This window comes from Microbacterium sp. str. 'China', from assembly GCF_002993305.1.
Classification (GTDB): domain Bacteria; phylum Actinomycetota; class Actinomycetes; order Actinomycetales; family Microbacteriaceae; genus Microbacterium; species Microbacterium paraoxydans.
On sequence record NZ_CP027434.1, the window covers coordinates 316,651 to 340,122 of the forward strand.

The window sequence follows — 23,472 nt, forward strand, 5'->3', positions numbered from 1 at the left end:
ACGCTTAGGCAGGCGGGCGGTCGCGATGTAGGCGCAGAGCCACCCACCAGCCGCATCGTCGACAGATGAAAGCGCGATCGTCTCCGAGTGCGTGCAGCTTCTTGCGTGGCAGATGTCGCCCGCAGCACGTGCACGCAACGTCCTCGTCAGTCGCCATGAGCGGAGAGCGCCTCTCGAATCTGTTCAACCGTTGGCATCCCGGCCAGCCCAGCAGGGGTGCTGTAAATACGGCAGGCGAGGTCATTGCTTCGCCCCGACCCCGGAAAGAGATCGTTGCCATCCAGGGTGATCGTGGGGGAGCCCGCGAACGAGACTGCGCCCGCGTCCTCCTCCGTCCGGATGAGTCGGTAGTGAACCTCCGATTCGTCGTGGCCTGTTTCTCGTAGCGCCTCAGAAACACGACGGCCAGCCTCAACCCAGCTGGGGCAACCGGCGATATAAAGCAGCTCAATCTCCACGACTCAATCATCCTCGACTTCGCTGTTGATGTCGTGCCCGGGCTACCACCGAAAACGATCGTTTGCGGCCGGGCACCCGTGGTGGTGCTGGGGAAGTGCGACACGCCGAGCGTCGCCCCGCCGTAACCCCCTGCCGAAACGTTAGGGCGCCGAAACGGGTGGTGTATGGGTTTCGGCGCAGGTTCTGCCGACCGCCAACCATCCGTATTCGGGGTCTGGATGTGCGCGCGTTTTGACCGTCGTCCTGCATGAGTCGGCCTGACGATCTGACTTTCCTCGCGACCGCAGCTGGCTTCATTGCCACTCCGAAGGGAGGCGGCCCCCAGCACTCTGCTTTAGATCGGACTCAGTCCGGCTCAGCCTCGGGTAGTCCGATGTAAAGCATCTAGTCCGATCTAAAGCCGCAAGTCACAGAAAAACTCTTGACACGCCCGCGACGCGGGTCTAACGTACAACCAAATGGTTGCACAAACGGAGTTGAGCGAAGCGGAGGTCGACCGTGTGTTCCACGCACTGGCGACGTCGACCCGGCGGGACATCCTGCGCCGGACGATCGAGCGGGAGCAGTCCGTCTCGACCCTCGCCTCCGAGTACGAGATGTCGTTCGCCGCGGTCCAGAAGCACGTGGCCGTGCTCGAGGCGGCGAACCTCATCGTCAAGCGCGCCGAGGGACGCGAGCGGCTCGTCCGCGCGAACCCCGAGATGATCGCCCGCGCCAGGGCGCTCCTCGCCCGATACGAAGAGCTGTGGCGGTCGCGCATCGCCCGGCTCGACGATCTCCTGGCCGAGCCCTCCCCGCCCGCGGGAAAGAGACCGGCCTCCACCGACCCCACCAGCAGTCAACGCACCGAATCGCAAGGAGACTGACATGCCTGTCACGGACATCATCACGGATGCCGAGAACCTCACCATGACCGTCGTCGCCGACCTCGCCGCGCCCGTCGAGCGCGTCTGGGCCGCCTACACCGACCCGCAGCAGCTCGAGCGGTTCTGGGGTCCTCCCGGCTGGCCGGCCACCTTCACCCGGTGGGACCACACCGTCGGCGGGCGAGCCGTCTACACGATGAACGGTCCCCGCGGGGAGAAGGCCTCCGGCACGTGGGAGTTCCTGGAAATCGACGCGCCGCGCAGCTTCACGGTGCTCGACTCGTTCGCCGACGAGGAGGGCACGCCGGATGCGAACCTCCCCTCCATGCGCATGACCTTCACGTTCGAGCCGACGGCCGAGGGCACACGCATGGTCAACACGAGCCACTTCACGTCTGCCGAGGCGCTCGAGCAGGTCGTCGCGATGGGCGCCGTTGAGGGCACCCGGATGGCCATGGCCCAGCTCGACGCCGTGTTGCAGGACCTCCGCGACTACGCGCAGGGCAAGGGCACCCGGGTGGAGCTGCTGGACGACACGCACGTGCGCATCACCCGGCTCGTCGAGGGTCCGCGCGAGCTGGTGTGGCGCGCCCACTTCGAGCCCGACCTCATCCGCCAGTGGATGCTCGGCCCGGACGGGTGGGAGATGACCGAGTGCGTGTCGGCGGCCGAGGTCGGCCAGTCGTACCGGAACTCCTGGGCGCCCGTGGGCGACACGGAGGGTGAGCCGTTCGGATTCGAGGGGGAGGCGCTGCTGATCGACGCCCCGAAGCGTGCCGTCACCACCGAGCGGATGCAGGGCATGCCGACCGAGACGCTCAACGATCTCAACCTCTACGAGGAGGACGGCGCGACCCTCGTCACGGTGCTCATCGAGTACCCGGACAAGGAGACGCGGGACATGATCCTCGCCACCGGCATGGCCGACGGCATGGAGGCCTCGTTCGCGCGACTGGAGCGGGAGCTGCTGTCCGTCTGACACGCAGGCGCTCGCGCCGGAACAGGCGGTTCTCATCGAGAGCCGCCTGCTCCGGCGCTTCTGCCTGTGCGAAAGCGGGATAAAGTGGCGGCACGATGAGGATCACGCGCCGTACCCTGCTCCTCGGCGCCGGAGCCGGTGCCGTCTCGGTGCTTCTCGCCTCCTGCACTCCGGAGCCGGAACCGACGCCGACCCCCACCCGCACGCGCGAACCGGAGCCGCCGCCCGGCGTCCCCGCCCCGAGCGGGAGCGTCCGCAGCACCTGGACCACCGACCCCTTCGCCCGGGGCGCCGCGAGCTTCACTCCCGTGGGGGTGCTCGCCGCGACCCGTGCGGCGCTCGCGCAGCCTGTCGACGACCGGCTCTTCTTCGCCGGTGAGGCGACCGACGACGAGGCGCCGGGTACCGTCCGGGGAGCCCTCCGCTCGGGCCGCCGTGCCGCGCGGGAGCTCATCGTCGCCGCCGAGGACGGCGAGCGGGTGGCCGTGATCGGCGCCGGGATCGCCGGGGCGACCGCGGCCGCGCAGCTCGCGGAGGACGGCCTGCAGGTGACGGTCTTCGAAGCGCGCGACCGCGTCGGCGGCCGGATCCTCTCCCGCGCGGAGGACGACTGGCCGGTTCCGGTGCAGCTCGGCGCGTGGCTGTTCGGCGACGCCGACGCGGAGCTTCTCGAGACGATCGACGAGGGGGACATGGACCTCGTCGACCTCGACGGGGCGCGGTGGCGCTCGGCCGAGGGCGATGTCGACCCCGTGGACCCGCAGCCGGTGGAGGCCGCGGTGACCACGGCGCAGTCCGCCCCGCAGGACTCCTCGGTGGCGGACGCCCTCGCGGCAGCCGGCATCGACCCGGAGGATCCCGCGACCGCTGCGCTCCTGGCGCTCCTCGCCGCACGGACGGGCGCGGACGCCGCCGACCTGTCGAGCTGGTTCGCCCCGCCGCTCCCCGACGCGGCGCTGCAGGGGGTCGGCGACGACCTGACCCCGTTCATCGAGAGTGCCCTGGACGGGGTGAAGGTGGGCCTCAGCTCGCCGGTCACCCGTCTCGCGTGGGACGACACCGGGGTGAGTGTGCGCCTCGGCACCGGGGAGGCCCTCTCCTTCGACCGGGTGCTGCTGACGGTGCCGCTCGGGGTGCTGCAGGAGCAGGCCCTCGAGTTCGACCCGCCGCTGCCGTTCGACAACCGCGGCGCCGTGTCCGCGCTCGGCATGGGCGCCATCGAGACGGTGTGGCTGCGATGGGACGAGCCGTTCTGGGACGGTGACGAGGCGATCTGGCACGCGGTGGGCGACGACATCGCGATCCCCACGTGGATCAACCTCCGCCCCTCGACCGGCGAGAACGTGCTCGTCGGGATCGTGGGCGGTGCGGCGGCGCGGGACTTCGCGGAGCTCGGGGAGGCCGAGGCCGTCGAGGCGGCGCTCGCATCGCTGGCGCTCTACGCCTGAACCGTCTCGCGTGCGGCCTCGACCGGGGCGCGGTCCTCGGGAGGGGGCTCGGCAGGAGCGCGGTCCCACGGGTCCGGCAGGCGGCTGATGAGCACGAGCGCGGTCGCCACGGCGGCGAAGACGGCCAGCGCGATCGCGCAGGAGACGGTGAACTCGACGGGGCCGCTCACCTGCCGCGGGTCGAGGAAGTAGTACGGGTACCAGCCGATCAGTGGCCCGCGGATGAGCGTCGCGACGCCCCACAGCACCGGATAGGCGAGGGTCACCGGGATCACGCGCCACGGCACCGCCCGATGCCCCGGGGCCAGGGCCCAGGCCGCGACGGTCACCGCGGGCAGCCAGAAGTGCAGCACCTGATCCGACCACGGGACGTCGATGCGGATCCCCCGGACGCCGGCCTGCCAGACGAGGATCGCGAACACGAGTCCCGCCGTGATGGTCCAGGTGAGCACGAGGGCGAGCGCCACCGTGAGCCACCGCGGATCGCGGGCTCTGCGCAGCGCGAGGACTCCGGCCACGGTGAGGAGGACGACGAAGGCGATGTTCGACTGGTTCGTCAGGTACGCGAAGAAGTTCTGGCTCGCGATGGTGTTCGACGCGAGTCCCCACGCGAGGCGGTGGATCAGCGCGACGAGGCAGACGGCGGCGGCGGTGAGCCGGAGCAGGCCGAAGACGGTGCGCTTGTTCACCGTCGCCTCGTCCTTTCCGCCATCCGCCGAGTCTACGGAGCCGATCCGGGGGACGCCGCATCAGGCCGTCGCGCGGGTTCAGGCGCGGGTGGGCGTGGGGGCCTGTTCTCGCGCGAAGGCCTGCTGTGGCGGAGGGAGTCAGCGGCGCGGGGCGCGCGTCGACCACAGGGCCAGCGCGATGAGCGCCGGCTGGAAGAACAGACGCACGAAGCGCTTCATATCGGTGTCGAGTCCGAAGCCGTCCCGGTGATGCATCCACTGCGCCACGTTGCCCGGGAAGACCGCCGCGAAGAAGAGCGCGGCGACGGTGCCGACCGTGCGACGGCGGCGTCGGGCGAAGAGGAGAGCGGAGCCGAGCGCGACCTCCGCGACGCCGGACGCGAGCACCGTGGTGTCGGGATCGAGCGGCAACGATTCCGGCACCTGCGCCTGGAACTCCTCGCGGGCGAACGTGAGGTGGGAGACGCCGGCGAACACGAGCGAGACGCCGAGGAAGATCCGGCCGATGGTGCGGGGAGTCGACATGCTGCGAGTGTACGCCTCGCGGTCTCCGTCAGATCAGGCGGCGGAGTGCTTCTTCGAGGGTGATGCCCTGCGCGTCGGCGCGGTCCCGGAGGCGGGCGTGCTCGTCGGGCGACAGCGGGAGCTGGAGCACGATGGGGTCGTCCTGCGCGAGGTCGAGTCCGTCGAGGAGGTCGGAGGTCTCGGCCCACAGCGGCGCGGCGAACTCCGCCTCGGCGACGGGTGTCGAGGTGCGGGATGGGGCTGCAGTCGAGGAGGATGCCGGGGCTTCGGCGGCGGCAGCGGCGACCGGGGCGGAGGCGGCGACGGCGGCTCCGGCATCGGTCGCGCGGGTGAACCCGGGGCCTCGACGCGGCTCCTGCTTCTGCTGGTAGGCCTTGGCGGCGGCGTTCGCGCGCTCGTCGGCGGCTTCGTTCAGCGGGTGCCCGGCGTGGCCCTTGACCCAGGAGAACTCGACGTCGCGACCGCGCAGCGCCTCGTCGATCCCCTCGAGGAGGTCGCGGTTCAGCACGGGCCCGCCGTCGGACTTCCGCCACCCGCGGCGCTTCCAGCCGGGCATCCACTTCGTCACGGAGTCGATCACGTAGCGGCTGTCACACTCGATCAGCAGCTTCTCGTCGGTGCCGGCCGTCGCCCGGAGCAGTTCGAGGACGGCGCGGAGCTCGCCCTGGTTGTTCGTGCCGTGCGGGGAGCCGCCGGCCGCCCAGTTCGCGTCGTCGATGTACCAGGCCCAGCCGTTCGGGCCGGGGTTGCCCAGGGCGGAGCCGTCTGCGGCGGCGGTGATGGTCATCCGTCCACCGTATCGCTGGCCGCGGACGCACTTTCGCGCCGCGGTCGCACGGATTCCCGCGGAACCTGCGACGGGAGTGCGAAACAGCGACGCCGCGCGGGTGTCAGTCCTCGGGGGCGGGTGGGGCGACGGGGAACACGATGGAGCTCACCGAGGACGGGGTGTCGAGGCCGAGGGTCAGCGGGTCGACCGTCGGCGCGGCGTCGAGCGTGTCTGCGGCCGAGGTCTCGAGAGGTTCAGAGGGGAGTCCCCACTGCTTCTCTTCTTCCTCCGGTCGCTGCTGGAAGAGTCCCATGTCTCCATTGTCGCCCCCGGGCGGCGCGAGGTCGCGGTTTCGCACCGAGGTCGCAGGGATCCGGCGGCATCCTGCGACGGGAGCGCGAATCTCCGACCGCGGCTCACGCGTCGCGAGCGGCCTCCCGCACGGCATCGACGAGGGTGCGCCACGGACCGTCCACGGCGGAGTCGGGCAGCTCGCGCTCCCGGCGCTCGGACGGGGTGCGGGCGCGGATGCTCCACACGAAGCGGTCCGCCCCGGGCTCCGTGTCGACGTCGTCGTCCCAGGGGCAGCTGTCGATGAGGCCGATCCATTCCTCGGCGTCCGGCGGCTCGGCCTCCACACGCCACTGGCGACGGATGCCGGCGAGACCTCCCGAGCGCACGACGGCGATGACGACGGGGGCGTCAGGCGGAGTCGGATCCTCGGTCATCCTCATAGACTCCCACGGTCGTCCACGCGCGTCGAGCGGCGGCGACCGTCTCCTGATCGACCGTGGCTGCCGCGGCGACCGTGGCGTCGGCGAACTCGGTGAAGTTCGCGGTGCTCGACAGCCCGCCGGTGAGTGCCCGGTACCAGACTGTTCCGGCGCGCTCCCAGGCGTTGCCGCCGAGGTCGAGGGCGAAGAGGGCGAAGGCGCGGTTCGGGATGCCGGAGTTGATGTGCACGCCCCCGTTGTCCTCGGTGGTGCGCACGAATCCGCTCATGTGGTCGGGCTGCGGGTCTTTCCCGAGTTCATCGTCGTCATAGGCCGTGCCCGGCGCGATCATTGAGCGGAGAGCTGAGCCCTCCACCGCATCCGTGAAGATCTCCGCCCCGATGAGCCAGCTCGCCTGGTCGGCGGACTGACCCAGGGAGTATTGCTCGGTGAGGGCGCCGAACACGTCGGCCACGGACTCGTTGAGTGCGCCCGGCTGGCCCTGGTACTCCAGGTTCGCCGTGTGCTGCACGACACCGTGGGCGAGCTCATGTCCGATCACGGTGAGCGAGCCCGTGAAGTGCTGGAACACCTCGCCGTCGCCGTCGCCGAACACCATGCGCTCGCCGTCCCAGAAGGCGTTGTCGTAGTCGACGCCGTAGTGGACGGTCGCGTCGAGAGGAGCGCCGGCGTCGTCGAGCGAGTTGCGGCCGAACGCGGAGAGCAGCATCTCGAACGTCGCGCCCAGGCCGTCGAACGCCTCGTTGACCGCGGTGTCGGCGACGGGCTCATCGTCTTCCGTGCGGACCACGGCCCCCGGAAGCTGCTGTGTGTTGCCGGCGTCGCTGATCGTGCGGTTCGGCGCATCGGAGAGCTGCGCGACGAGGTCGCCGTTCTCGTCGATGGAGAGGTCGATGCGGGCGCGGAACGGCGGGCGCCCCGCGGTGAGCGTCTGTCGGGCGGCGGCGGCGGCCTTCGGGAACCGACCCGACTCCGCCAGCCGGGCGAGCAGGTAGGAGGGGACGACGCCGGGATGCGGGAAGGATTCTGCGCTGCTCATGCGTCGACCCTACGCCGGGGCGCGGACACAGCAGGAGACCCGCCGCCGTTCTGCGATGAGGGCGGGAGCGATGTCGGTGGTGGCCGAGCGCGTACTAGTCGGCGGATTCGCCGCGGGAGGCGCCCGGTCGGCGTCGTGCCCCGATGACGAGCAGCACGATTCCCAGCAACGCCAGCAGGACGTTCACACCGAGGTACACGGCGCCGTCGGCGCCACCCGCCCGGACGACCGAGAAGGATGCGACCGTCCCGACGACGGCGAGAGCGAGGCACACGAAACCGATGATCCTCAGCATGCCGGCCCTCCTCATCGCATCCCTCCGTCCGGACACAGCGTAGCCGCGAGGCGCCCGGCACCCCACACAGCAGGAGACCCCCAGGACGGTCGCGTAAAATCGGCCTAATGACCGACGCGCCCGACGCCACCCCCGACCTGGGCCCCGGCATCGACCCCGACGACCTCGCCACGACGCTGCGCGTCCTCGCCGAGCTGCACACGATCGACAACGAGCACCCCGACTTCGTGGCCGTGCGCCACGCGACCGCGGCCATGTTCAAGGCGGTCAAGCGCGTGCGGCGCAAGGAGATCCGGGATGCGATCGCCGAGGCGGACAAGGCCGTCGTCGCCCGCACCGCCACCGGCGCCCCCGACCGCATCGACGACGAGACGCGCGGGCACGACCTCGCGTCCCGTGTGATCGACGCCCCCATCGCCGGCGAGCTCCTCAAGCCGCGCAACTGCTACATCTGCAAGCAGCCGTACACGCTCGTCGACGCGTTCTACCACCAGCTCTGCCCGGACTGCGCCCGCTTCAGCCACGGCAAGCGCACCGCCCGCACCGACCTCACCGGCAAGCGCGCCCTGCTCACGGGCGGCCGCGCGAAGATCGGCATGCACATCGCGCTGCGCCTCCTCCGCGACGGCGCGCACACCACGATCACCACCCGGTTCCCGCGTGACGCCGTGCGCCGGTTCTCGGCCCTGCCGGATGCGGGCGACTGGCTGCACCGGCTGCGCGTGGTCGGCATCGACCTCCGCGACCCCGCCCAGGTGATCGGGCTCGCCGACTCCGTCGCCGCGCAGGGCCCGCTCGACATCCTCATCAACAACGCCGCCCAGACGGTCCGCCGCTCACCGGGGGCGTACTCGCTGCTCGCCGACGCGGAGCTCCAGCCGCTGCCGGACGGCCCGCTGCCGGAGATGGAGACCTTCGGGCACACCGTCGACCCGCACCCGCAGGCGCTGCAGGCCTCGGTCGACGCGCATCCGCTGCTGTCGGTCGCGGCGCTCGGCGGCACGGTCGCGGAGCAGGGGGGACAGGCCCTTACGGCCGAAGACCTCGCGAGGCTCGCGATGGCCCCCGGCTCCTCCTCGCTCGAGAAGCACGCGGATGGCACGGCGATCGATGCGGGCGGCCTCGTGCCGGACGTGAACCGCGTCAACAGCTGGGTGCAGTCGGTGGATCAGGTCGACCCGCTGGAGATGCTCGAGGTGCAGCTCGCCAACACGACCGCGCCGTTCCTGCTCATCAGCAGGCTGCGGGCGTCGATGGCCGCGTCGTCGTCGCGCCGGAAGTACGTCGTGAACGTCTCCGCCATGGAGGGGCAGTTCTCCCGCCGCTACAAGGGGCCTGGGCACCCGCACACGAACATGGCGAAGGCCGCGCTCAACATGCTGACCCGCACGAGCGCGGGGGAGATGTTGGAGAAGGACGGCATCCTCATGACCGCCGTCGACACCGGCTGGATCACCGACGAGCGCCCGCACTACACGAAGGTGCGCCTCGCGGAGGAGGGCTTCCATGCCCCGCTCGACCTGGTCGACGGCGCCGCCCGGGTGTACGACCCCATCGTGCGCGGCGAGGCCGGCGAGGACATCCACGGCGTCTTCCTCAAGGACTACGAGCCCAGCCCCTGGTGACGCCCGTTCGAATCGCCTGAATGGTTCCATCCGGAGCCGAAAAAGGGCCAATCGGGCGATTCGAAAGCCGTCAGCCGGGGTAGGGGTGAGGGAACCAGACCGTCACGATGAGGCCTCCGCCGGTGCGGGGTGTGAGCACGAGGGTGCCGCCGTGGGTCTGCGTGATGCGCTGCACGATCGCGAGGCCGAGACCCACCCCGGCGTGCTCCGGCCCGCGCGTGCGCTCGGTGCCGCGCTGGAAGGGCTCGACGAGCGTCGCGACCTGGGAGGCGTGCAGCTCCGCACCGGTGTTCTCCACGACGAGGGCCACCGCGTGCGGAAGGGAATGCGTGCGCACCGCGACGGAGCCGCCGCCGTCGCTGCGGTTGTGGACGATCGCGTTGGCGACGAGGTTCATGACGAGCTGCGGCAGCAGGGCGGAGGAGCCCAGCACGGTCGCCGGCACGCCGGACACCTCGACCTCGACCCCGCGGCGGTCGGCGAGCGGGAGGAGAGCCTCGACGGACTCCTCGGCCAGGAGCGACAGGTCGACGAGCGTCCGTGGGAAGGTGCGCTGATCCGCCCTGCTCAGCAGCAGCAGCGCCTCGGTGAGGTCGATCGCGCGCGTGTTGACCTCGTGGAGCCGGTCGATCAGGGCGTCGACGTCGCGGTCGGGATCGGTGCGGGCCACGTCGAGGAGCGTCTGCGAGATGGCCAAGGGCGTCCGCAGCTCGTGCGAGGCGTTCGCGGCGAAGCGCTGCTGCTCGGCGACGTGTGCCTCGAGCTGCTCGAGCATCGTGTCGAAGACGTCGGCGAGGTCGCGGAACTCGTCGCTCGGACCCTCCATGCGGATCCGGTGCGACAGGGAGCCCTGCGCCGCGAGCCGTGCGGCGTCGCCGATGCGGTCGAGCGGCGCCAGCATCCGCCCGGCGAGCAGCCACCCGCCGCCGAGGCCGATCGCGAGCAGCGCGACCATCACCATCGCCGCGACCGGCACGAACGCCCGGATCAGATCCGAGCGGTTGGGGACGAAGAACTCGACGACGGGGATCTGCACATCCGGGACGTACCGCAGGAGGTAGAGCGCCACGGCCCCGAGCAGCAGGAGGCCGGACACGACGACGATGCCCGCGTAGCTCAGCGTCAGCTTGAGGCGGACGCTCAGCCCCCGTCGCCTACGCATCCGCGTCGGCTCCGATCCGGTAGCCGACGCCGGGCACCGTGAGGATCAGCCACGGCTCGCCGAGGCGCTTGCGCAGCGAGGAGACGGTGATGCGGACGGCGTTCGTGAATGGGTCGGCGTTCTCGTCCCACGCCCGCTCCAGCAGCTCCTCGGCGCTGACCACCCCGCCCTCGGCGTCGACGAGCACCTCCAGCACGGCGAACTGCTTGCGGGTGAGGGCGACGTACCGGCCGTCGCGGTAGACCTCGCGGCGGAACGGGTCGAGGCGCAGCCCGGCGATCTCCAGCACCGGTGGCCGCGCGCGCTGTCGGCGGCGGTCGAGGGCACGCAGCCGCAGCACCAGCTCCCGCAGCTCGAACGGCTTGGTGAGGTAGTCGTCGGCGCCGAGCTCGAACCCGGAGGCCTTGTCGTCGAGGCGGTCGGCGGCCGTGAGCATGAGGATGGGGATGCCGCTGCCCGAGGCGACGATCCACCGCGCGATGTCGTCGCCGGACGGGCCTGGCACGTCGCGGTCGAGGATCGCGATGTCGTACGCGTTGATGCCCAGGAGTTCGAGCGCGGTGTCGCCGTCGCCGGCGATGTCAGCCGCGATCGCCTCCAGTCGCAGCCCGTCGCGGACCGCCTCGGCGAGGTAGGGCTCGTCCTCGACGATCAGCACACGCATGGCAGTGATCCTACGCAGTGCGGCATATCGCCGGTGTATGGAAAAGGCCATACGCCGTGGCAACCGCGTGCTCTCTTCACTGGAAGCATGAACGACCTCCGCACCCCCCGAGCCGTCCGTGCCCGGCGCCGTCGGCGGATCGCCACCACGGCGTCCGTGCTGGCGCTCGCCGTGGTCGGCGCCGTCGCCGTGCAGCAGTCGCTGTCGGCCGCGTTCGCCGAGACCGCCCCGCACGTCGCCGGCCCCGCCCCTTCCTCCTATCCGCACCCGCCGACCGGATCGGTGCTCGCCCCGAGCGAGGCCGACGGCGTGATCCGCGACGGCGATCAGCCCACGGTGTTCGACGTCGACAGGGTCGCCGTCGGCAATCTCGACCCCGCCCTGCTCGACGCCCTCCAGCGCGCCGCCTCCGATGCGGAGGCCGACGGGGTGACGTTCCTCGTGAACAGCGGATGGCGTTCGGCGGCCCTGCAGGAGCAGCTGCTTCGCGACGCGATCGACGACTACGGCTCGCAAGAGGAGGCGCGCCGCTGGGTGGCGACCGCGGAGACCTCGGCGCACGTCTCCGGCGACGCCGTCGACCTCGGTCCCCTGCCCACTCTCGACTGGCTCACACAGCGCGGATGGCGCTACGGCCTCTGCCAGACCTACGGCAACGAATCCTGGCACTACGAGCTGCGACCGGAGGCCGTCGAGGACGGCTGCCCCGCACAGTACGCCGACCCCACCGAAGACCCGAGGATGCAGCGATGACGGCCGTGCTCGCGGAGGGGATGACCCTGTCCCGCCTCCACGCACCGACACTGTCCACCCTCCCGGACGCCGTGACCGAGAACCTCCGCCGTGTGCGGGAGGCCGCCGCGGTACCCGTCATGGCCGTGGTCAAGGCCGACGCGTACGGCCATGGAATAGTGGCCGTGGCGACCGCCGCCGTGGCCGCGGGGGCCGAGTGGCTCGGGGTCACCGACGTCGCCGAGGGGGTCGTGCTGCGCGAGGCCGGACTGCGCGTGCCCATCCTCGCCTGGCTGCACCCCGCGGGCATCGACGCGCCGCTCGCGGCCGCCGCCGGGGTCGACGTGGCTGTGGGCTCCGTCGAGGAGCTTCGTCAGCTCGCGGCCGATGCCACAGCTTCCGTGCGGGTGCATCTGCATCTCGACACCGGGATGGCGCGCGGAGGGTGTCCCGTGGAGGACTGGGATGCGCTGCTGCGCACGGCGCGGGCGGCCCGTGGCCGGATCGAGGTCGTCGGGGTGATGGGACACCTCCCGCACGCCGACAGCGCGGATCCGCGGGCGAATGCGGCCGCGGTGCTGCGGATGCGCCAGGGGAGGGACGCGGTCCTGCGCGCCGGCTTCGGACCGCTGCTCGTGCATCTCGCGGCGACCTCGGGCGCCCTGACCGATCCGGCGACGCACTTCGACATGGTGCGGGTGGGGGCCGCCCTCGTGGGGATCGACCCGTCCGAGACGGTCTCTCTGGTCGGGGCCTCGCGTTTCACCGCGCCCGTGGTGCACAGCGCCGCCGTGCCTGCCGGCACGGTGGTGGGCTACGGCGGGACGCACACGACGGCGGCGGCCACGCACCTGAGCGTGGTGGGCGTCGGATACGCCGACGGCGTCCCGCGGGAGATCGCGTCGGGCGCGGGGGTGGAGATCGGAGGGGAACGGCATCCGATCGTCGGCCGGGTGTCGATGGATCAGATCGTCGTCGACACCGGGGGGAGGGCGTTCCCCCGGGGAGCAGTCGCGACGGTGTTCGGGCCGGACGGCGGCGCGGTGCCGTCGGTGCAGGAGTGGGCGCGGTGGGCGGGCACCATCCCGCACACCATCGTCACGGGCATCGGCCCGCGGGTGAAGAGGAGCGTGGCATGACGATGAAGGTCCTGGTCATCGGAGGGGGACAGAATCCCGAGCACGAGGTGTCGCTCGCCTCGGCGGCAGCGGTCGCCGCGGCGCTGCGGTTGGGGGGACACACCGTCACGACCGTGACGATCGACCGCGACGGCGTGTGGCGGGCCGACGGCATCCCGCCCGGCGTGAGTCCGGCGGCGTCGTTGCAGCAGGCCCTGCCGCTGCTCGCGGCGAGCGACGTCGTGTTCCCTGCGGTGCACGGTGCGCTCGGGGAGGACGGCGCCCTCGCGGCGTTGTGTGCGCTCGCCGGGGTGCCGGCCGTCGGCTCCGCGCTGGGGGCGGGGGCGATCGGCATGGACAAATGGGCCACGAAGCTCGTGGCCCAGGCCGTCGGGCTGCGCACCGCCCGAGGGCGGCTGGTCGCCGCGGAGGACATCGGCGACGTGGAGTTCGAGGGCGCCGTCGTGGTCAAGCCGGTCACGGCCGGCTCGAGCCACGGCGTGAGCCTGGTGACGGAGGAGGGCGACCTGCTCACGGCGCTGCGGGGGGCGGCGCGTTTCGACCGGCGGATCCTGGTCGAGGAGGTCGTGCACGCGCGGGAGATCGACGTCGCCGTGCTGCGGGAGAAGGGCGGGGTGCGGTGGGCCGCCCCGCCCCTGGAGATCCACGCGCCCGGGCTCTTCGACACCGCGACGAAGTACGACGGCACGGCCCGCTTCACGGTTCCCGCGCAGCTCGATGCGGCCGCCACGACAGCGCTCAAACGCGCCGCGATCGCGATGTTCGACGCGCTGGGGTGCGACGGGGTCGCCCGCATGGACTTCTTCCTCACGGACGAAGGTCCGGTGCTCAACGAGGTCAACACGATGCCCGGTCTGACCGCCGCCTCCCAGGTGCCGCGGATGTTCGCGGCGGCCGGAGTGGACTACGTCGACCTCGTGGACCGGCTCGTCCGAGCGGCCGTGTGAGAAGGGGTCGACATCTGTGAGGGAGAGGCGGATGCTGGGGGCATGGCAGCCTTCACAGCGGAGAACGCGTTCAGCGGTTTCAGCGTCGACGACATCGACGCGGCGAGAGAGTTCTACGGCACGACCCTCGGGCTCGACGTCGAGGTCAACGCGATGGGGTTCCTCGATCTGCGCCTCCCCCGCGGCGGGTCGGTCCTCGTCTACGCGAAGCCGAACCACACCCCGGCGAGCTTCACGATCCTGAACTTCCCGGTGGCGGACGTCGATGCCGCCGTCGAGGAGCTCAACGAGCGCGGGGTGCAGACCAAGATCTACGGCGACGACGAGTTCCCGTCGGACTCCCGCGGCATCGTCAGGGGGAACGGGCAGGGCCCCGACATCGCGTGGTTCCGCGACCCGGCGGGCAACGTGCTCGCCGTCATGCAGGCTTGACGGGGCCCGCCTCGCTCACAGCCGGTCGACCGCCGTCACCGTGACGACCGCCTCGCCCGCCTCGTCGGACGCGGCGAGGTCGACGGTGGCGCTGATGCCCCAGTCGTGGTCGCCGGCCGGGTCGTCGATGATCTGCCGTGCCGTCCACGCGGTCGGACCCTCGGTGAGCAGCAGCATGCGGGAGCTGCGGGCGTCCGGTCCGGTGCCGATGTCGTCGTGCTCGGCGAAGTACGCGTCCAGCGCGTCGGACCAGGCGGCGGCGCCGAACGTCGGGTCGAGCTCGGCCAGGGCGTCCACGTCCTCCCGGGCGGCGAGCTGCACCCGCCGGAAGAGCTCGTTGCGGACGAGCGTGCGGAAGGCGCGGGTGTTGCTCGTGAGGCGCTTCGGTGCGGGCGGGACGATCGGCTCATCGGTCTCGCCGCGGGCGGCGGTCCCGGCGGTCAGCTCGCTCCATTCGTCGAGCAGGCTGGAGTCGATCTGGCGCACGAGCTCGCCGAGCCAGGCGATGAGGTCGTGGAGGTCCTCGTCCTTCCGCTCCTCGGGGATCGTCTGGGAGGCGGCGCGATACGCGTCCGACAGGTACCGCAGCACGACGCCCTCGGAGCGGGCGATCTTGTAGAACGCGACGTACTCGCCGAACGACATGGCCCGCTCGTACATGTCGCGGACGACGGACTTCGGGTGCAGCGCGAAGTCCCGGATCCACGGCTGCGCCGCGCTGAAGGTCTCGAAGGCCGCGTCGAGAAGCTCCTCCAGGGGCTTCGGGTAGGTGATCGCCTCGAGGAGCTCCATGCGCTCGTCGTACTCGATGCCCTCGCGCTTCATCGCAGCGACCGCCTCGCCCCGCGCGAGGAACTCCTGCTGGCTGAGCACGGCGCGCGGATCGTCGAGCGTCGCCTCCACGATCGAGATCATGTCCAGCGCGTACGACCCCGTCCCCACCCCCTGGTCCCCCGAGCCCGCCTGGGTCCCTGAGCCTGTCGAAGTCTGGGTCCCTGAGCCTGTCGAAGTCTGGGTCCCTGAGCCTGTCGAAGTCTGGGTCCCTGAGCCTGTCGAAGGCTGGGTCCCTGAGCCTGTCGAAGTCTGGGTCCCTGAGCCTGTCGAAGGGTCCAGCAGATCGAACGCCGCGAGGGCGAACGGGGAGAGCGGCTGGTTGAGCGCGAAGTTGGGTTGCAGGTCGACGGTGAGCCGGACGCCCTTCGGTGCTCCGGGCACGCCCGTGTCGAACGTCTCCACGACGCCCGATTCCCGGAGCGTGCGGAAGATCGCGAGGGCGCGGAGCGCGAGCGCGCGCTGACGGGCGCGCGGCTCGTGGTTGTCGAAGACGAGCCGGCGGACGTTGGCGAACACATCCCCGCCCCGGGCGATCACGTTGAGCAGCATCGCGCTGGTGACCTGCATGTGCGAGGTCAGGGTCTCCGGCGTCGCGTCGATGAGCTTCCGGAACGACGGCTCGCCCCACGACACGAAGCCGTCGGGGGCCTTCTTGCGGATGATCTTCCGCTTCTTCTTCGGGTCGTCGCCGGCCTTGCGGATCGCGGCGAGGTTCTCGGTCTCGTGCTCCGGGGCCTGAGCGACGACGGTACCAGCGGTGTCATAGCCCGCGCGTCCGGCCCGGCCCGCGATCTGGTGGAACTCCCGCGCGTTGAGCTGGCGCATCCGCGTGCCGTCGAACTTCGTCAGCGCGGTGAGGAGCACGGTCCGGATGGGGACGTTGATGCCCACGCCCAGGGTGTCGGTGCCGCAGATGACCCGGAGGAGACCGCGCTGGGCGAGCTGCTCCACGAGTCGGCGATACTTCGGCAGCATGCCGGCGTGGTGCACGCCGATGCCGGCCCGGAGGAAGCGCGAGAGCGTCTTGCCGAACGCCGTCGTGAAGCGGAAGCCGCCGATGAGGGCGGCGATCTCGTCGCGCTGCTCACGCGTGGCGACCTTCGTGCTCGACAGGGCCTGCGCCCGCTCCATGGCCGCCGCCTGCGAGAAGTGCACGATGTAGATCGGTGCCTGCCCCGTGTTGAGCAGGTCGTCGATGGTCTCGTGGATGGGCGTCGTCTCGTAGAAGAAGTGCAGGGGGACCGGGCGCTCGACCCCCGTGACCGAGGCGGTCTCCCGTCCGGTGCGGCGCGTCAGGTCGGCGGCGAGGGTGGTGACGTCGCCGAGGGTGGCCGACATCAGCACGAACTGCGCCTGCGGGAGCTCGAGGAGCGGCACCTGCCAGGCCCAGCCGCGGTCGGGGTCGCCGTAGAAGTGGAACTCGTCCATGACCACGAGGCCCACATCGGCGGCGTCGCCCTGGCGCAGGGCCAGGTTCGCGAGGATCTCCGCGGTGCAGCAGATGATGGGGGCGTCCGCGTTCACGGCGGAGTCTCCCGTGACCATCCCCACGTTCTCGGCGCCGAACACCTCCGCCAGCGCGAAGAACTTCTCGCTCACGAGGGCCTTGATCGGTGCCGTGTAGTAGCTGCGGCGTCCGCCGACCATCGCCGCGAAGTGGGCGCCGACCGCGACGAGCGACTTCCCGGTGCCCGTCGGCGTGGACAGGATGACGTTCGCACCCGAGACGATCTCGATGAGCGCCTCGTCCTGCGCGGGGTAGAGGCGGATGCCGGTCGACTCCGCCCACTCCACGAAGGTCAGGTACACCGCATCGGCGTCCGCCGCGTCGGGAACGAGCGAGGGTTCGAGCCGCGGCGTGGGATTCATGGTGCTTCGATCATCCCATCTGCGTCATGTCGCCGATCCCGTGACCCCGAGCGCGGTGAGCAGCTCGTACGCCGTGGAGCGCGCGTGCACGATCACGGTCCCGAGCTGCGACGACGACGCCGACACCGACAGCAGGAGCTGGCCGTAGGGTGCGAGGATGAAGCTGAGCAGCGCCATCTGGTTCTCGCCGATGGACAGCGACACGATGGCCGACAGCGTCGGCTCCGTCCCTCCCGCGATGATCTCGGCCTCGGCCCGCGCGACCCCGAACAGCGAGCCGTTCATCGCCGCGAGCTGCTCGCCGCCGTCGGGGTCGACGCCGAGGGAGGCGATGTGGAGGCCGTCCGCAGTGCCGAGGACCGCGGTCGTCAGCTCCGGGAAGCGCTCCTCCAACTGCTGCAGACGGGTCTGGGCCGACGGGCCGACGATCCGCGACCACAGCGCCCAGTTGCCGGCGACGTCGGGGTGCATGCGGGACGGATCGGGCGTCGCGGCGGCGTCCTGCCGCCCGGCGGGTCCGGTCATGGCTTCTCCTCCGGAAGATCGAGAGCGGCACCGGCGACGCGCATCACGCTGTCGCGGTCGCGCGCGTCGGCCGCGAGGACGCGGGAGACGGGGATGCCGTGTCGAGCGAGCACGGGGGCGAGGGCGCGGCGGATGTCGCCGATCGCTCGTGCGGCGGTGTGGCTGACGGCGATCGCGACGCGATGCTCCTCGCCCGCGAACACGCCGAGCCACTCCTCGGCGTCGGCGACGAGGGTGTCGCGGTCGCCGCGCAGCCAGAGCAGCACCCGGGTGCCAGGGATCGAGACGCGCTGTCGCGCCGAGGCGAACCGCTGCTGTCCCGGGATGCCGATGAGCGCGATGGAGACCTCCGGCGTCGGCCGCCACGTCCCGTAGTCGAGCCCGACGGTCGTCGTGGTCTTGCCGTCACCACTCGCGAGCGACATCGGCACGTCGGTGTCCACCGGCGGGACGTCGCTCAGGGCGCGGACCGCGGTCGTCTTGCCCGCGCCCACCGGTCCGGCGAAGATCACCCGGTACCGCTGAGGCAGGTCGGTCCGTCGCCGACGCGGGCGCCTCATCGTCCGCTCCACGGGACCGCTCTTCCGCTGTCGCCCTCTCCCGAGGCCGCTCCGCACGGCCCCATGGATCACGCGCCGAGGGCGGCGACCCGGCGGTTCACCGAGGAGCGCAGCAGGGCGAGGTTCGTGGCCTGGCGATCGGCGGCCAGGTAGATGAACAGGTCGTCGTCGAGCATCTTGAGCAGGTGCAGCTGCGTGTTCAGCGTCAGCAGCATGTCCTCGAGCTCGCCCTCGATGCCGAGGGCGTCGATCGTGCGCTTCTTGTTCTTCACGATCTCGCTTTTGAACGCGCTCGCGACCTCGAGGTCGAAATCCGGTCGGACGGAGCTCGAGGCGAGCGGCAGCCCCGATTCGAGGTCGACGATCGACGCCCCGATGAATCCGTTGATGTCGCGTTCGATGTCCGCCAGCAGCGCATTGAGCTGATCTTGCGTGGCCATGGTTCTCCCCAGTCGTCTCCGTCGCGCGCAGCAGCGACCGCCCTGTGCGGTCGTCCCCAGCGCCGCGCGACCTGTGAAGTGTATAACGTTACTCGGCGAGCGGGCCAGTCTCAGACCGAGGTCGCCGCGCGGAGGGCGATGCGGACCATGTCGCCGAACGTCTGCTCGCGCTCCTGGGCCGTGGTCTCCTCACCCGTGACGATGTGGTCGCTGACCGTGCAGATCGCGAGGGCGCGGCGCCCGTGGAAGGCGGCGAGCGTGTAGAGCCCCGCCGCCTCCATCTCGACGCCGAGGATGCCGTGCTGCACGAAGGGGGCGGTGAGCTCCGGACGGGTGCTGTAGAACTGATCGCTCGAGAACAGCGGCCCCACGTGAACCGTGGATGAGAGGGGCTCCGTCTCGCTCGCCTCCACCGCCGCGCGCAGCAGGGCGAAGTCGGCGAGCGGAGCGTAGTCGAGGCCGTGGAAGCGCACGCGGTTGATGCCGGAGTCGGTGCTCGCGCCGTTCGCGATGATGATGTCGCGCACCGCGAGCCTCTCGGTCAGCGCGCCGCAGGATCTCACGCGGACGATCGTCTGCACGTCGTACTCGGTGAACAGCTCCGTCGCGTAGATCGCCATCGACGGCTGCCCCATGCCCGAGCCCTGGACGGAGACCCGATGCCCCTCCCAGGTGCCGGTGAAGCCCAGCATCCCTCGCGTCTCGGAGTACAGCTCGGCGTCGTCGAGGAAGGTCTCGGCGATCCACCTCGCCCGCAGCGGGTCGCCGGGGAACAGCACGATGGGGGCGATCTGACCGGGTTCCGCGGCGATGTGGGTGCTCATCCGCTCAGCGTACTCAGCCCTCGCGACGGCGGACGATCTCCCCGATCCAGAGGGGCGCGAAGGGTGAGGTGCAGCCAGGGGCCGTGGGGTAGTCGGCCAGGACCTGGAGCCGCTCGCCGATGTCCACCGCCCGTGCACGCAGGTCCGGATGGAAGATGCCGATGTTCGCGAGGGTCTCGTTCATCGCCCACTGCAGGCGCGGCGGGGCCTGCTGCAGGTCGCGCTCGATGAGGTCGAGCAGGTGCGGCAGGTCGAGGCCGTCGGCGTCCTTCGTCACCCGGACCGTCGTGAGCGACCACGCGGCCGCGGCGACGGTGGGATCGGCATCGTCGAACCAGCGCCGGCGCAGCTCCTCGGCGAGGGGTGACTTCTTGAGCACGTAGTTCACGAACCAGTCGTTCACCTTGGGCGGACGGGTCTCGCGCAGCATCGTGTCGAGCTCGTCGGCGGTGAAGTCGGCCGGGCGGCACACGAGCAGGGCCAGGAGCCGGGCGGACGTCTCGCCCGTCGCCCACAGTTCGCGCGCGAGGGCCTGATCGGTCTTGATGCGCTTCGCGAGGGCGCGCATCCGGCTCAGGTTGATGCCGTGGTCGTCGCCGCGCTTCTCGTTCGCCGCGCGCTGCTTGGGGTCTTCCAGCGCCGCGAGCTCCGCCAGCGCCTCCTCCACTGTCATCCCGCCAGGGTAACCCCCGTCGACCCACCCCTTTCGGTGCGTCCCGGCCCGTTGCGGACGCACTTACGGGGCCGGGTGGCGCGGAAGGGGGTGGGTCGGCGGGATGTCAGTCCTCGTCGAGGAGTTCGCCGCGGATGCGACGGAGGTCTTCCATGAGGGAGCCGATGAGGATCCAGTGCTGTGAGGACGGCGGACGGATCACGAGCGGAGCCGTCAGGGCCGGGATGGCGGAGGTCAGCGGCTCGGGCTCCGCGGAGGGAGCCGTGGTCTGCACCGCGAGGCGCACATCGTGCCCGGCGCGGCGGAGCTGCTCGGCGATCGCGGCGACCGCGGGCTCTTCCCCGAGCCGGTCGTCGTAGTGATCGAAGTAGGCGCGGGTCATGCCGATGGTCTGCGTGACGATGGGCGAGAGCCGGTCGAGCAGCGCCTTCAGCTCCTGCAGGTCGGCGCGATGGGTCGAACGCCGCGGATTCAGCGTGAGCGACTCCTCCCCGGCGGCGATGGCGGTGGCCGCGGCATCCTTCATGGGCCGCAGCAGCCGCACCTCGACCATGAGCTCCTGCAGCCGCGCCGGCGTCTGCGGGGCGGGCAGGGCGTCCGCCAGGCGGTCGAGGCTCGCGGCGAGCTCCCGCCCGAGCAAGCCCACGTTCCGTCGGGCCGGCTCGACGAGCACCGGGGGCACGATCAGCGCGTTCACGACGATGCCGATCACCACCCCGATCAGGGTCTCCACGATCCGGGCGACCGCGTACTCCGGGCTCGACGACCCGAGCGCCAGCACGAGCATCGCCGAGATCGCGACCTGGTTGCCGGTGCCGGGGGATGCCCGGAAGATCCACGCGACGAGCATCGCGACGACGATCGCCAGCAGCACGATCCAGCTCGGCGAGCCGAGGAGCAGGCCGAGACCGACCGCGATGACGACCCCGACGATCACGCCGATGCTGCGCTCGAGCGCCTTCGACAGCGACTGGTTGACGCTGGGCTGCACGACCAGGAGCGCGGCGATCGCGGCGAACACCGGCAGCTGCCCGGGGAAGACCCAGCCCGCGATCAGCCACGCGGCGATGGTCGCCGCGGCCGACTTCACCACCTGCAGCAGGGGGGAGCGCTGGGAGGCGCGGATCGCGGCGGGGATGCGCATGACCTCCACGGTAGTCGCGCCGATGTCAACCCCATCGCCCTTCTCGCGCCCAGCAGGCTGAATGGAGGCACACGAACGACGAACAAGTGAGGAGCATCCCCATGGTGCAGATCATCGAGACCATCGACGTCGACGTTCCCGTCCGCACGGCGTACAACCAGTGGACGCAGTTCGAGAGCTTCCCGAAGTTCCTCGACGAGGTCGTCTCCATCACGCAGATCGACGAGACCCACACGCACTGGAAGGTGAACGTGGGGGGCGCGGAGCGTGAGTTCGACGCCGAGATCACCGAGCAGCACCCGGATGAGCGCGTCGCGTGGAACAGCGTCGGCGGCGAGACCGAGCACGCGGGCGTCGTGACGTTCCACAAGCTCGACGACGACACCACGCGGGTGACCGTCCAGCTCGACTGGGCGCCGGAGGGGCTGCTGGAGAAGGTCGGCGCTCTGGTCGGCGCGGGATCCCACGCGGTGAAGAAGGACCTGAAGAACTTCAAGGAGTTCATCGAGGGCCGTGGCGTCGAGACCGGCGCCTGGCGGGGTGACGTGGACGCCTGACGCATCCTCTTCGAGGCCCGGGACCGCTGTCTGCGGCCCCGGGCCTCGTCGCGTGCGGGGCTGCGGACGTCGGACGGGCGTGCTTGCATGGGCGCATGGACACGACGGAGCGTCTCCGGGGCGAAGCTCGAGCCGTGCTGGCGACCGTGATCTGCTTCGTCGGTGGAGGTCTCGCCGGGGCGCTGCTCCTCGCCGGTCCGCCGCGGCCCCTGACAGGGGAGGGAGGCCTCGCGCTGCCCGCCGCGGGAGTCGCCGGCGGCGTGGCGGCGCTGGCCTTCGTCGTCAGCACGCTCCTGCACCGTCGCGATGAGGCAGCCGCGATGCCGCGCTGGCAACGGGTCGTGTCGCGCCTCTCGGCCGCCGCCCTCACCGTCGCGTTCGGGGCCGTGACGGCGATGGGCGTGCTGCTCACCGCGGAGGTGCTCGCGGCGGGCCTGCGCGGTCTCGCGCTCGGAGCGATCGGCGGCGGGCTGCTCACGGGGGTCGCGGCGGCGGTCGGCGGACGACTCGCGTTCGGTGCGGGGATCGGTCTCCGGACCGCCGACCTCGCCGGACTCCTGTTCGGGTTCCTCGTGATCGGCACGCTGTTCGCGATGGTGACCGCCGTCGACCCTCGGTGGTGGGAGGAGAACTTCTCGCAGCTCGGGGTGGGCTGGGCGTTCAACGGCACCCTCGTCGTGGCCGGGCTGCTGGTCGCCACCGTCGGCGCGTACATCGGACGCGACCTGCATCGGCTGCTCGGCGACGACGCGCTGTCCCGGATCGCGACCGTGGTGGTGCTGTGGGCCGCGGCCGGACTCGCGCTCGCCGCGGTGGGTCTCGTCCCGCTCTCCCGGGCGCCCGTGCCGCACGACATCGCCGCCGTCGCGGCGCTGCTCCTGTTCCTCGGGGCGGCCGGGGTGACGACCGCCGCCGTCCCCGGACGGCCCCTGGCCCTCGTCGTGACCTCCGTCGCTGTGGGGATCCTCGTGATCGCGGCGGTGCTGCTGTGGTGGCCCATCGGCTTCTTCCCGGTGACCGCGGTGGAGGCGGTGGTGGTGGGGCTCGGGCTGCTGTGGATGACGACGCTCGTGCGGGTGCTGGCGATCCTCGCGCCGGAGGAGGCGCGTCCCTCCGCGCGGCGCTCGCTCTGGCAGGGCAGGCGGTCGCGCGAGCTCAGGCAGATGCGCGCGCCAAGCGCCTGACGTGGCGCGGAGGCCTGCGTCGGCGTGGGGCGTCGGGAGGGAAAGGGTGCGGAAAATAGGGCATCCGTCCGATGTCGAGGAGCCACCTCAGAGCGGAGTGTAGGGATACACCGAACCGCGAGGAGACATCATGTTCGAGCACCCCTACCTCACCCAGCAGGTCACGGCTTTCGAGCAGGAGCAGATCGAGCGCGCGGTCGCGCGGCGCCGGATGCTCATCGAGCATGCGGACCAGATCGTCCCGCGCCCCGCAGGCCCGCTGCGCCGCCTGCTGCGCCGCCTCGGACGCGGCAGCGGAGCCGCGGCGAACCGGGCGCCGCGCGCGGGAGCGTGCGACCCGGCCGTCGCCCGATGACCG

At 71.3% G+C, this 23,472-nt stretch carries 28 protein-coding genes; 11 read left to right on the forward strand and 17 right to left on the reverse strand.

Translation table 11 applies throughout. From position 1 onward, the window contains the following. Positions 1 to 146: 146 nt before the first annotated feature. Positions 147 to 458 carry a hypothetical protein gene (locus C6C15_RS01500; RefSeq protein WP_029153956.1) on the reverse strand — a complete coding sequence of 104 codons (312 nt, stop codon included), beginning with the start codon at positions 456 to 458 and terminating at the stop codon, positions 147 to 149. A 459-nt stretch (positions 459 to 917) separates the two neighbouring features. Here C6C15_RS01500 and C6C15_RS01505 point away from each other — a divergent pair, with 459 nt between their 5' ends. The 3 genes from C6C15_RS01505 to C6C15_RS01515 all read left to right on the forward strand — a co-directional run bounded on the left by C6C15_RS01505 (position 918) and on the right by C6C15_RS01515 (position 3,752). Beyond that, positions 918 to 1,325, forward strand: coding sequence for an ArsR/SmtB family transcription factor (locus C6C15_RS01505; protein WP_062633225.1), 408 nt, complete (start codon positions 918 to 920; stop codon positions 1,323 to 1,325). 1 nt (position 1,326) lies between these two features. Continuing rightward, positions 1,327 to 2,304, forward strand: coding sequence for an SRPBCC family protein (locus C6C15_RS01510; RefSeq protein ID WP_105949096.1), 978 nt, complete (start codon positions 1,327 to 1,329; stop codon positions 2,302 to 2,304). A gap of 95 nt (positions 2,305 to 2,399) precedes the next feature. Further along, the gene (locus C6C15_RS01515; RefSeq protein ID WP_083370980.1) at positions 2,400 to 3,752 is read left to right on the forward strand and encodes a flavin monoamine oxidase family protein; all 1,353 of its coding nucleotides are present in this window, start codon (positions 2,400 to 2,402) and stop codon (positions 3,750 to 3,752) included. Here the strand turns inward: C6C15_RS01515 and C6C15_RS01520 are convergent. The 7 genes from C6C15_RS01520 to C6C15_RS01550 all read right to left on the reverse strand — a co-directional run bounded on the left by C6C15_RS01520 (position 3,743) and on the right by C6C15_RS01550 (position 7,803). Then, complete coding sequence (locus C6C15_RS01520; RefSeq protein ID WP_231919563.1) at positions 3,743 to 4,441, reverse strand: Pr6Pr family membrane protein; 699 nt, start codon at positions 4,439 to 4,441, stop codon at positions 3,743 to 3,745. The genes C6C15_RS01515 and C6C15_RS01520 overlap by 10 nt on opposite strands. Before the next feature lie 138 nt (positions 4,442 to 4,579). Further along, the gene (locus tag C6C15_RS01525; protein ID WP_060923027.1) at positions 4,580 to 4,966 is read right to left on the reverse strand and encodes a DoxX family protein; all 387 of its coding nucleotides are present in this window, start codon (positions 4,964 to 4,966) and stop codon (positions 4,580 to 4,582) included. A 28-nt stretch (positions 4,967 to 4,994) separates the two neighbouring features. Then, complete coding sequence (locus tag C6C15_RS01530; protein ID WP_060923028.1) at positions 4,995 to 5,753, reverse strand: ribonuclease H family protein; 759 nt, start codon at positions 5,751 to 5,753, stop codon at positions 4,995 to 4,997. 103 nt (positions 5,754 to 5,856) lie between these two features. After that, the gene (locus tag C6C15_RS01535) at positions 5,857 to 6,048 is read right to left on the reverse strand and encodes a hypothetical protein (protein WP_105949097.1); all 192 of its coding nucleotides are present in this window, start codon (positions 6,046 to 6,048) and stop codon (positions 5,857 to 5,859) included. A gap of 103 nt (positions 6,049 to 6,151) precedes the next feature. After that, positions 6,152 to 6,463, reverse strand: a complete 312-nt coding sequence (locus tag C6C15_RS01540; protein ID WP_060923030.1) for a protealysin inhibitor emfourin — start codon at positions 6,461 to 6,463, stop codon at positions 6,152 to 6,154. Beyond that, positions 6,438 to 7,508: a M4 family metallopeptidase gene (locus C6C15_RS01545; RefSeq protein WP_105949098.1), complete on the reverse strand. Its 1,071-nt coding sequence runs from the start codon at positions 7,506 to 7,508 to the stop codon at positions 6,438 to 6,440. The genes C6C15_RS01540 and C6C15_RS01545 overlap by 26 nt, the downstream gene beginning before the upstream one ends. A gap of 94 nt (positions 7,509 to 7,602) precedes the next feature. Continuing rightward, positions 7,603 to 7,803, reverse strand: coding sequence for a hypothetical protein (locus tag C6C15_RS01550; protein ID WP_060923032.1), 201 nt, complete (start codon positions 7,801 to 7,803; stop codon positions 7,603 to 7,605). Between the two features lie 107 nt (positions 7,804 to 7,910). On the opposite strand from C6C15_RS01550, the gene C6C15_RS01555 reads away from it, so the two are divergent. Beyond that, on the forward strand, positions 7,911 to 9,428 hold the full coding sequence (locus C6C15_RS01555; protein ID WP_025104046.1) for an SDR family oxidoreductase: 1,518 nt from the start codon (positions 7,911 to 7,913) through the stop codon (positions 9,426 to 9,428). A gap of 70 nt (positions 9,429 to 9,498) precedes the next feature. Here the strand turns inward: C6C15_RS01555 and C6C15_RS01560 are convergent, their stop codons facing one another. Both C6C15_RS01560 and C6C15_RS01565 read right to left on the reverse strand, forming a co-directional pair. Further along, positions 9,499 to 10,590, reverse strand: a complete 1,092-nt coding sequence (locus tag C6C15_RS01560; protein ID WP_199787680.1) for a sensor histidine kinase — start codon at positions 10,588 to 10,590, stop codon at positions 9,499 to 9,501. Beyond that, complete coding sequence (locus tag C6C15_RS01565) at positions 10,583 to 11,254, reverse strand: response regulator transcription factor (RefSeq protein ID WP_060923034.1); 672 nt, start codon at positions 11,252 to 11,254, stop codon at positions 10,583 to 10,585. Before C6C15_RS01565 ends, C6C15_RS01560 begins: the two co-directional genes overlap by 8 nt. An 87-nt stretch (positions 11,255 to 11,341) precedes the next feature. Here C6C15_RS01565 and C6C15_RS01570 point away from each other — a divergent pair, with 87 nt between their 5' ends. From C6C15_RS01570 to C6C15_RS01585, 4 genes are read left to right on the forward strand one after another with little or no spacing between them, the layout of a single operon-like run. Next, positions 11,342 to 12,007, forward strand: a complete 666-nt coding sequence (locus C6C15_RS01570) for a M15 family metallopeptidase (protein ID WP_105949099.1) — start codon at positions 11,342 to 11,344, stop codon at positions 12,005 to 12,007. Beyond that, positions 12,004 to 13,125: an alanine racemase gene (gene alr / locus C6C15_RS01575; RefSeq protein WP_105949100.1), complete on the forward strand. Its 1,122-nt coding sequence runs from the start codon at positions 12,004 to 12,006 to the stop codon at positions 13,123 to 13,125. The genes C6C15_RS01570 and alr overlap by 4 nt, the downstream gene beginning before the upstream one ends. Continuing rightward, positions 13,122 to 14,072 carry a D-alanine--D-alanine ligase family protein gene (locus C6C15_RS01580; RefSeq protein ID WP_105949101.1) on the forward strand — a complete coding sequence of 317 codons (951 nt, stop codon included), beginning with the start codon at positions 13,122 to 13,124 and terminating at the stop codon, positions 14,070 to 14,072. The genes alr and C6C15_RS01580 overlap by 4 nt, the downstream gene beginning before the upstream one ends. Before the next feature lie 42 nt (positions 14,073 to 14,114). Beyond that, positions 14,115 to 14,504, forward strand: coding sequence for a VOC family protein (locus C6C15_RS01585; RefSeq protein WP_025104040.1), 390 nt, complete (start codon positions 14,115 to 14,117; stop codon positions 14,502 to 14,504). A 15-nt stretch (positions 14,505 to 14,519) separates the two neighbouring features. On the opposite strand, the gene C6C15_RS01590 is transcribed toward C6C15_RS01585, so the two are convergent. The 7 genes from C6C15_RS01590 to C6C15_RS01620 form a co-directional block, all read right to left on the reverse strand. Further along, entirely contained in the window at positions 14,520 to 17,207 is a 2,688-nt protein-coding gene (locus tag C6C15_RS01590; RefSeq protein WP_105949102.1) for a DUF3516 domain-containing protein, read from the reverse strand. Positions 17,208 to 17,231: 24 nt separating this feature from the next. Beyond that, positions 17,232 to 17,732, reverse strand: a complete 501-nt coding sequence (locus C6C15_RS16975; RefSeq protein ID WP_060923396.1) for a hypothetical protein — start codon at positions 17,730 to 17,732, stop codon at positions 17,232 to 17,234. Continuing rightward, on the reverse strand, positions 17,729 to 18,292 hold the full coding sequence (locus tag C6C15_RS01600; protein WP_105949103.1) for a hypothetical protein: 564 nt from the start codon (positions 18,290 to 18,292) through the stop codon (positions 17,729 to 17,731). The genes C6C15_RS16975 and C6C15_RS01600 overlap by 4 nt, the downstream gene beginning before the upstream one ends. 68 nt (positions 18,293 to 18,360) lie before the next feature. Then, on the reverse strand, positions 18,361 to 18,732 hold the full coding sequence (locus tag C6C15_RS01605) for a hypothetical protein (RefSeq protein WP_105949104.1): 372 nt from the start codon (positions 18,730 to 18,732) through the stop codon (positions 18,361 to 18,363). A 110-nt stretch (positions 18,733 to 18,842) separates the two neighbouring features. Then, positions 18,843 to 19,556, reverse strand: coding sequence for a purine-nucleoside phosphorylase (deoD, locus tag C6C15_RS01610; RefSeq protein WP_105949105.1), 714 nt, complete (start codon positions 19,554 to 19,556; stop codon positions 18,843 to 18,845). Positions 19,557 to 19,569: 13 nt separating this feature from the next. Continuing rightward, the gene (locus C6C15_RS01615) at positions 19,570 to 20,229 is read right to left on the reverse strand and encodes a DNA alkylation repair protein (RefSeq protein WP_105949106.1); all 660 of its coding nucleotides are present in this window, start codon (positions 20,227 to 20,229) and stop codon (positions 19,570 to 19,572) included. Between the two features lie 106 nt (positions 20,230 to 20,335). Beyond that, the gene (locus tag C6C15_RS01620) at positions 20,336 to 21,373 is read right to left on the reverse strand and encodes an FUSC family protein (RefSeq protein WP_060923400.1); all 1,038 of its coding nucleotides are present in this window, start codon (positions 21,371 to 21,373) and stop codon (positions 20,336 to 20,338) included. Between the two features lie 101 nt (positions 21,374 to 21,474). Here C6C15_RS01620 and C6C15_RS01625 point away from each other — a divergent pair, with 101 nt between their 5' ends. The 3 genes from C6C15_RS01625 to C6C15_RS01635 all read left to right on the forward strand — a co-directional run bounded on the left by C6C15_RS01625 (position 21,475) and on the right by C6C15_RS01635 (position 23,469). Beyond that, a complete protein-coding gene (locus C6C15_RS01625; RefSeq protein WP_105949107.1) occupies positions 21,475 to 21,930 on the forward strand; it encodes an SRPBCC family protein in 456 nt (151 codons plus the stop codon). 95 nt (positions 21,931 to 22,025) lie between these two features. Beyond that, positions 22,026 to 23,114: a DUF998 domain-containing protein gene (locus C6C15_RS01630; protein ID WP_105949108.1), complete on the forward strand. Its 1,089-nt coding sequence runs from the start codon at positions 22,026 to 22,028 to the stop codon at positions 23,112 to 23,114. A 130-nt stretch (positions 23,115 to 23,244) separates the two neighbouring features. Beyond that, a complete protein-coding gene (locus C6C15_RS01635) occupies positions 23,245 to 23,469 on the forward strand; it encodes a hypothetical protein (protein ID WP_105949109.1) in 225 nt (74 codons plus the stop codon). Positions 23,470 to 23,472: the final 3 nt, after the last annotated feature.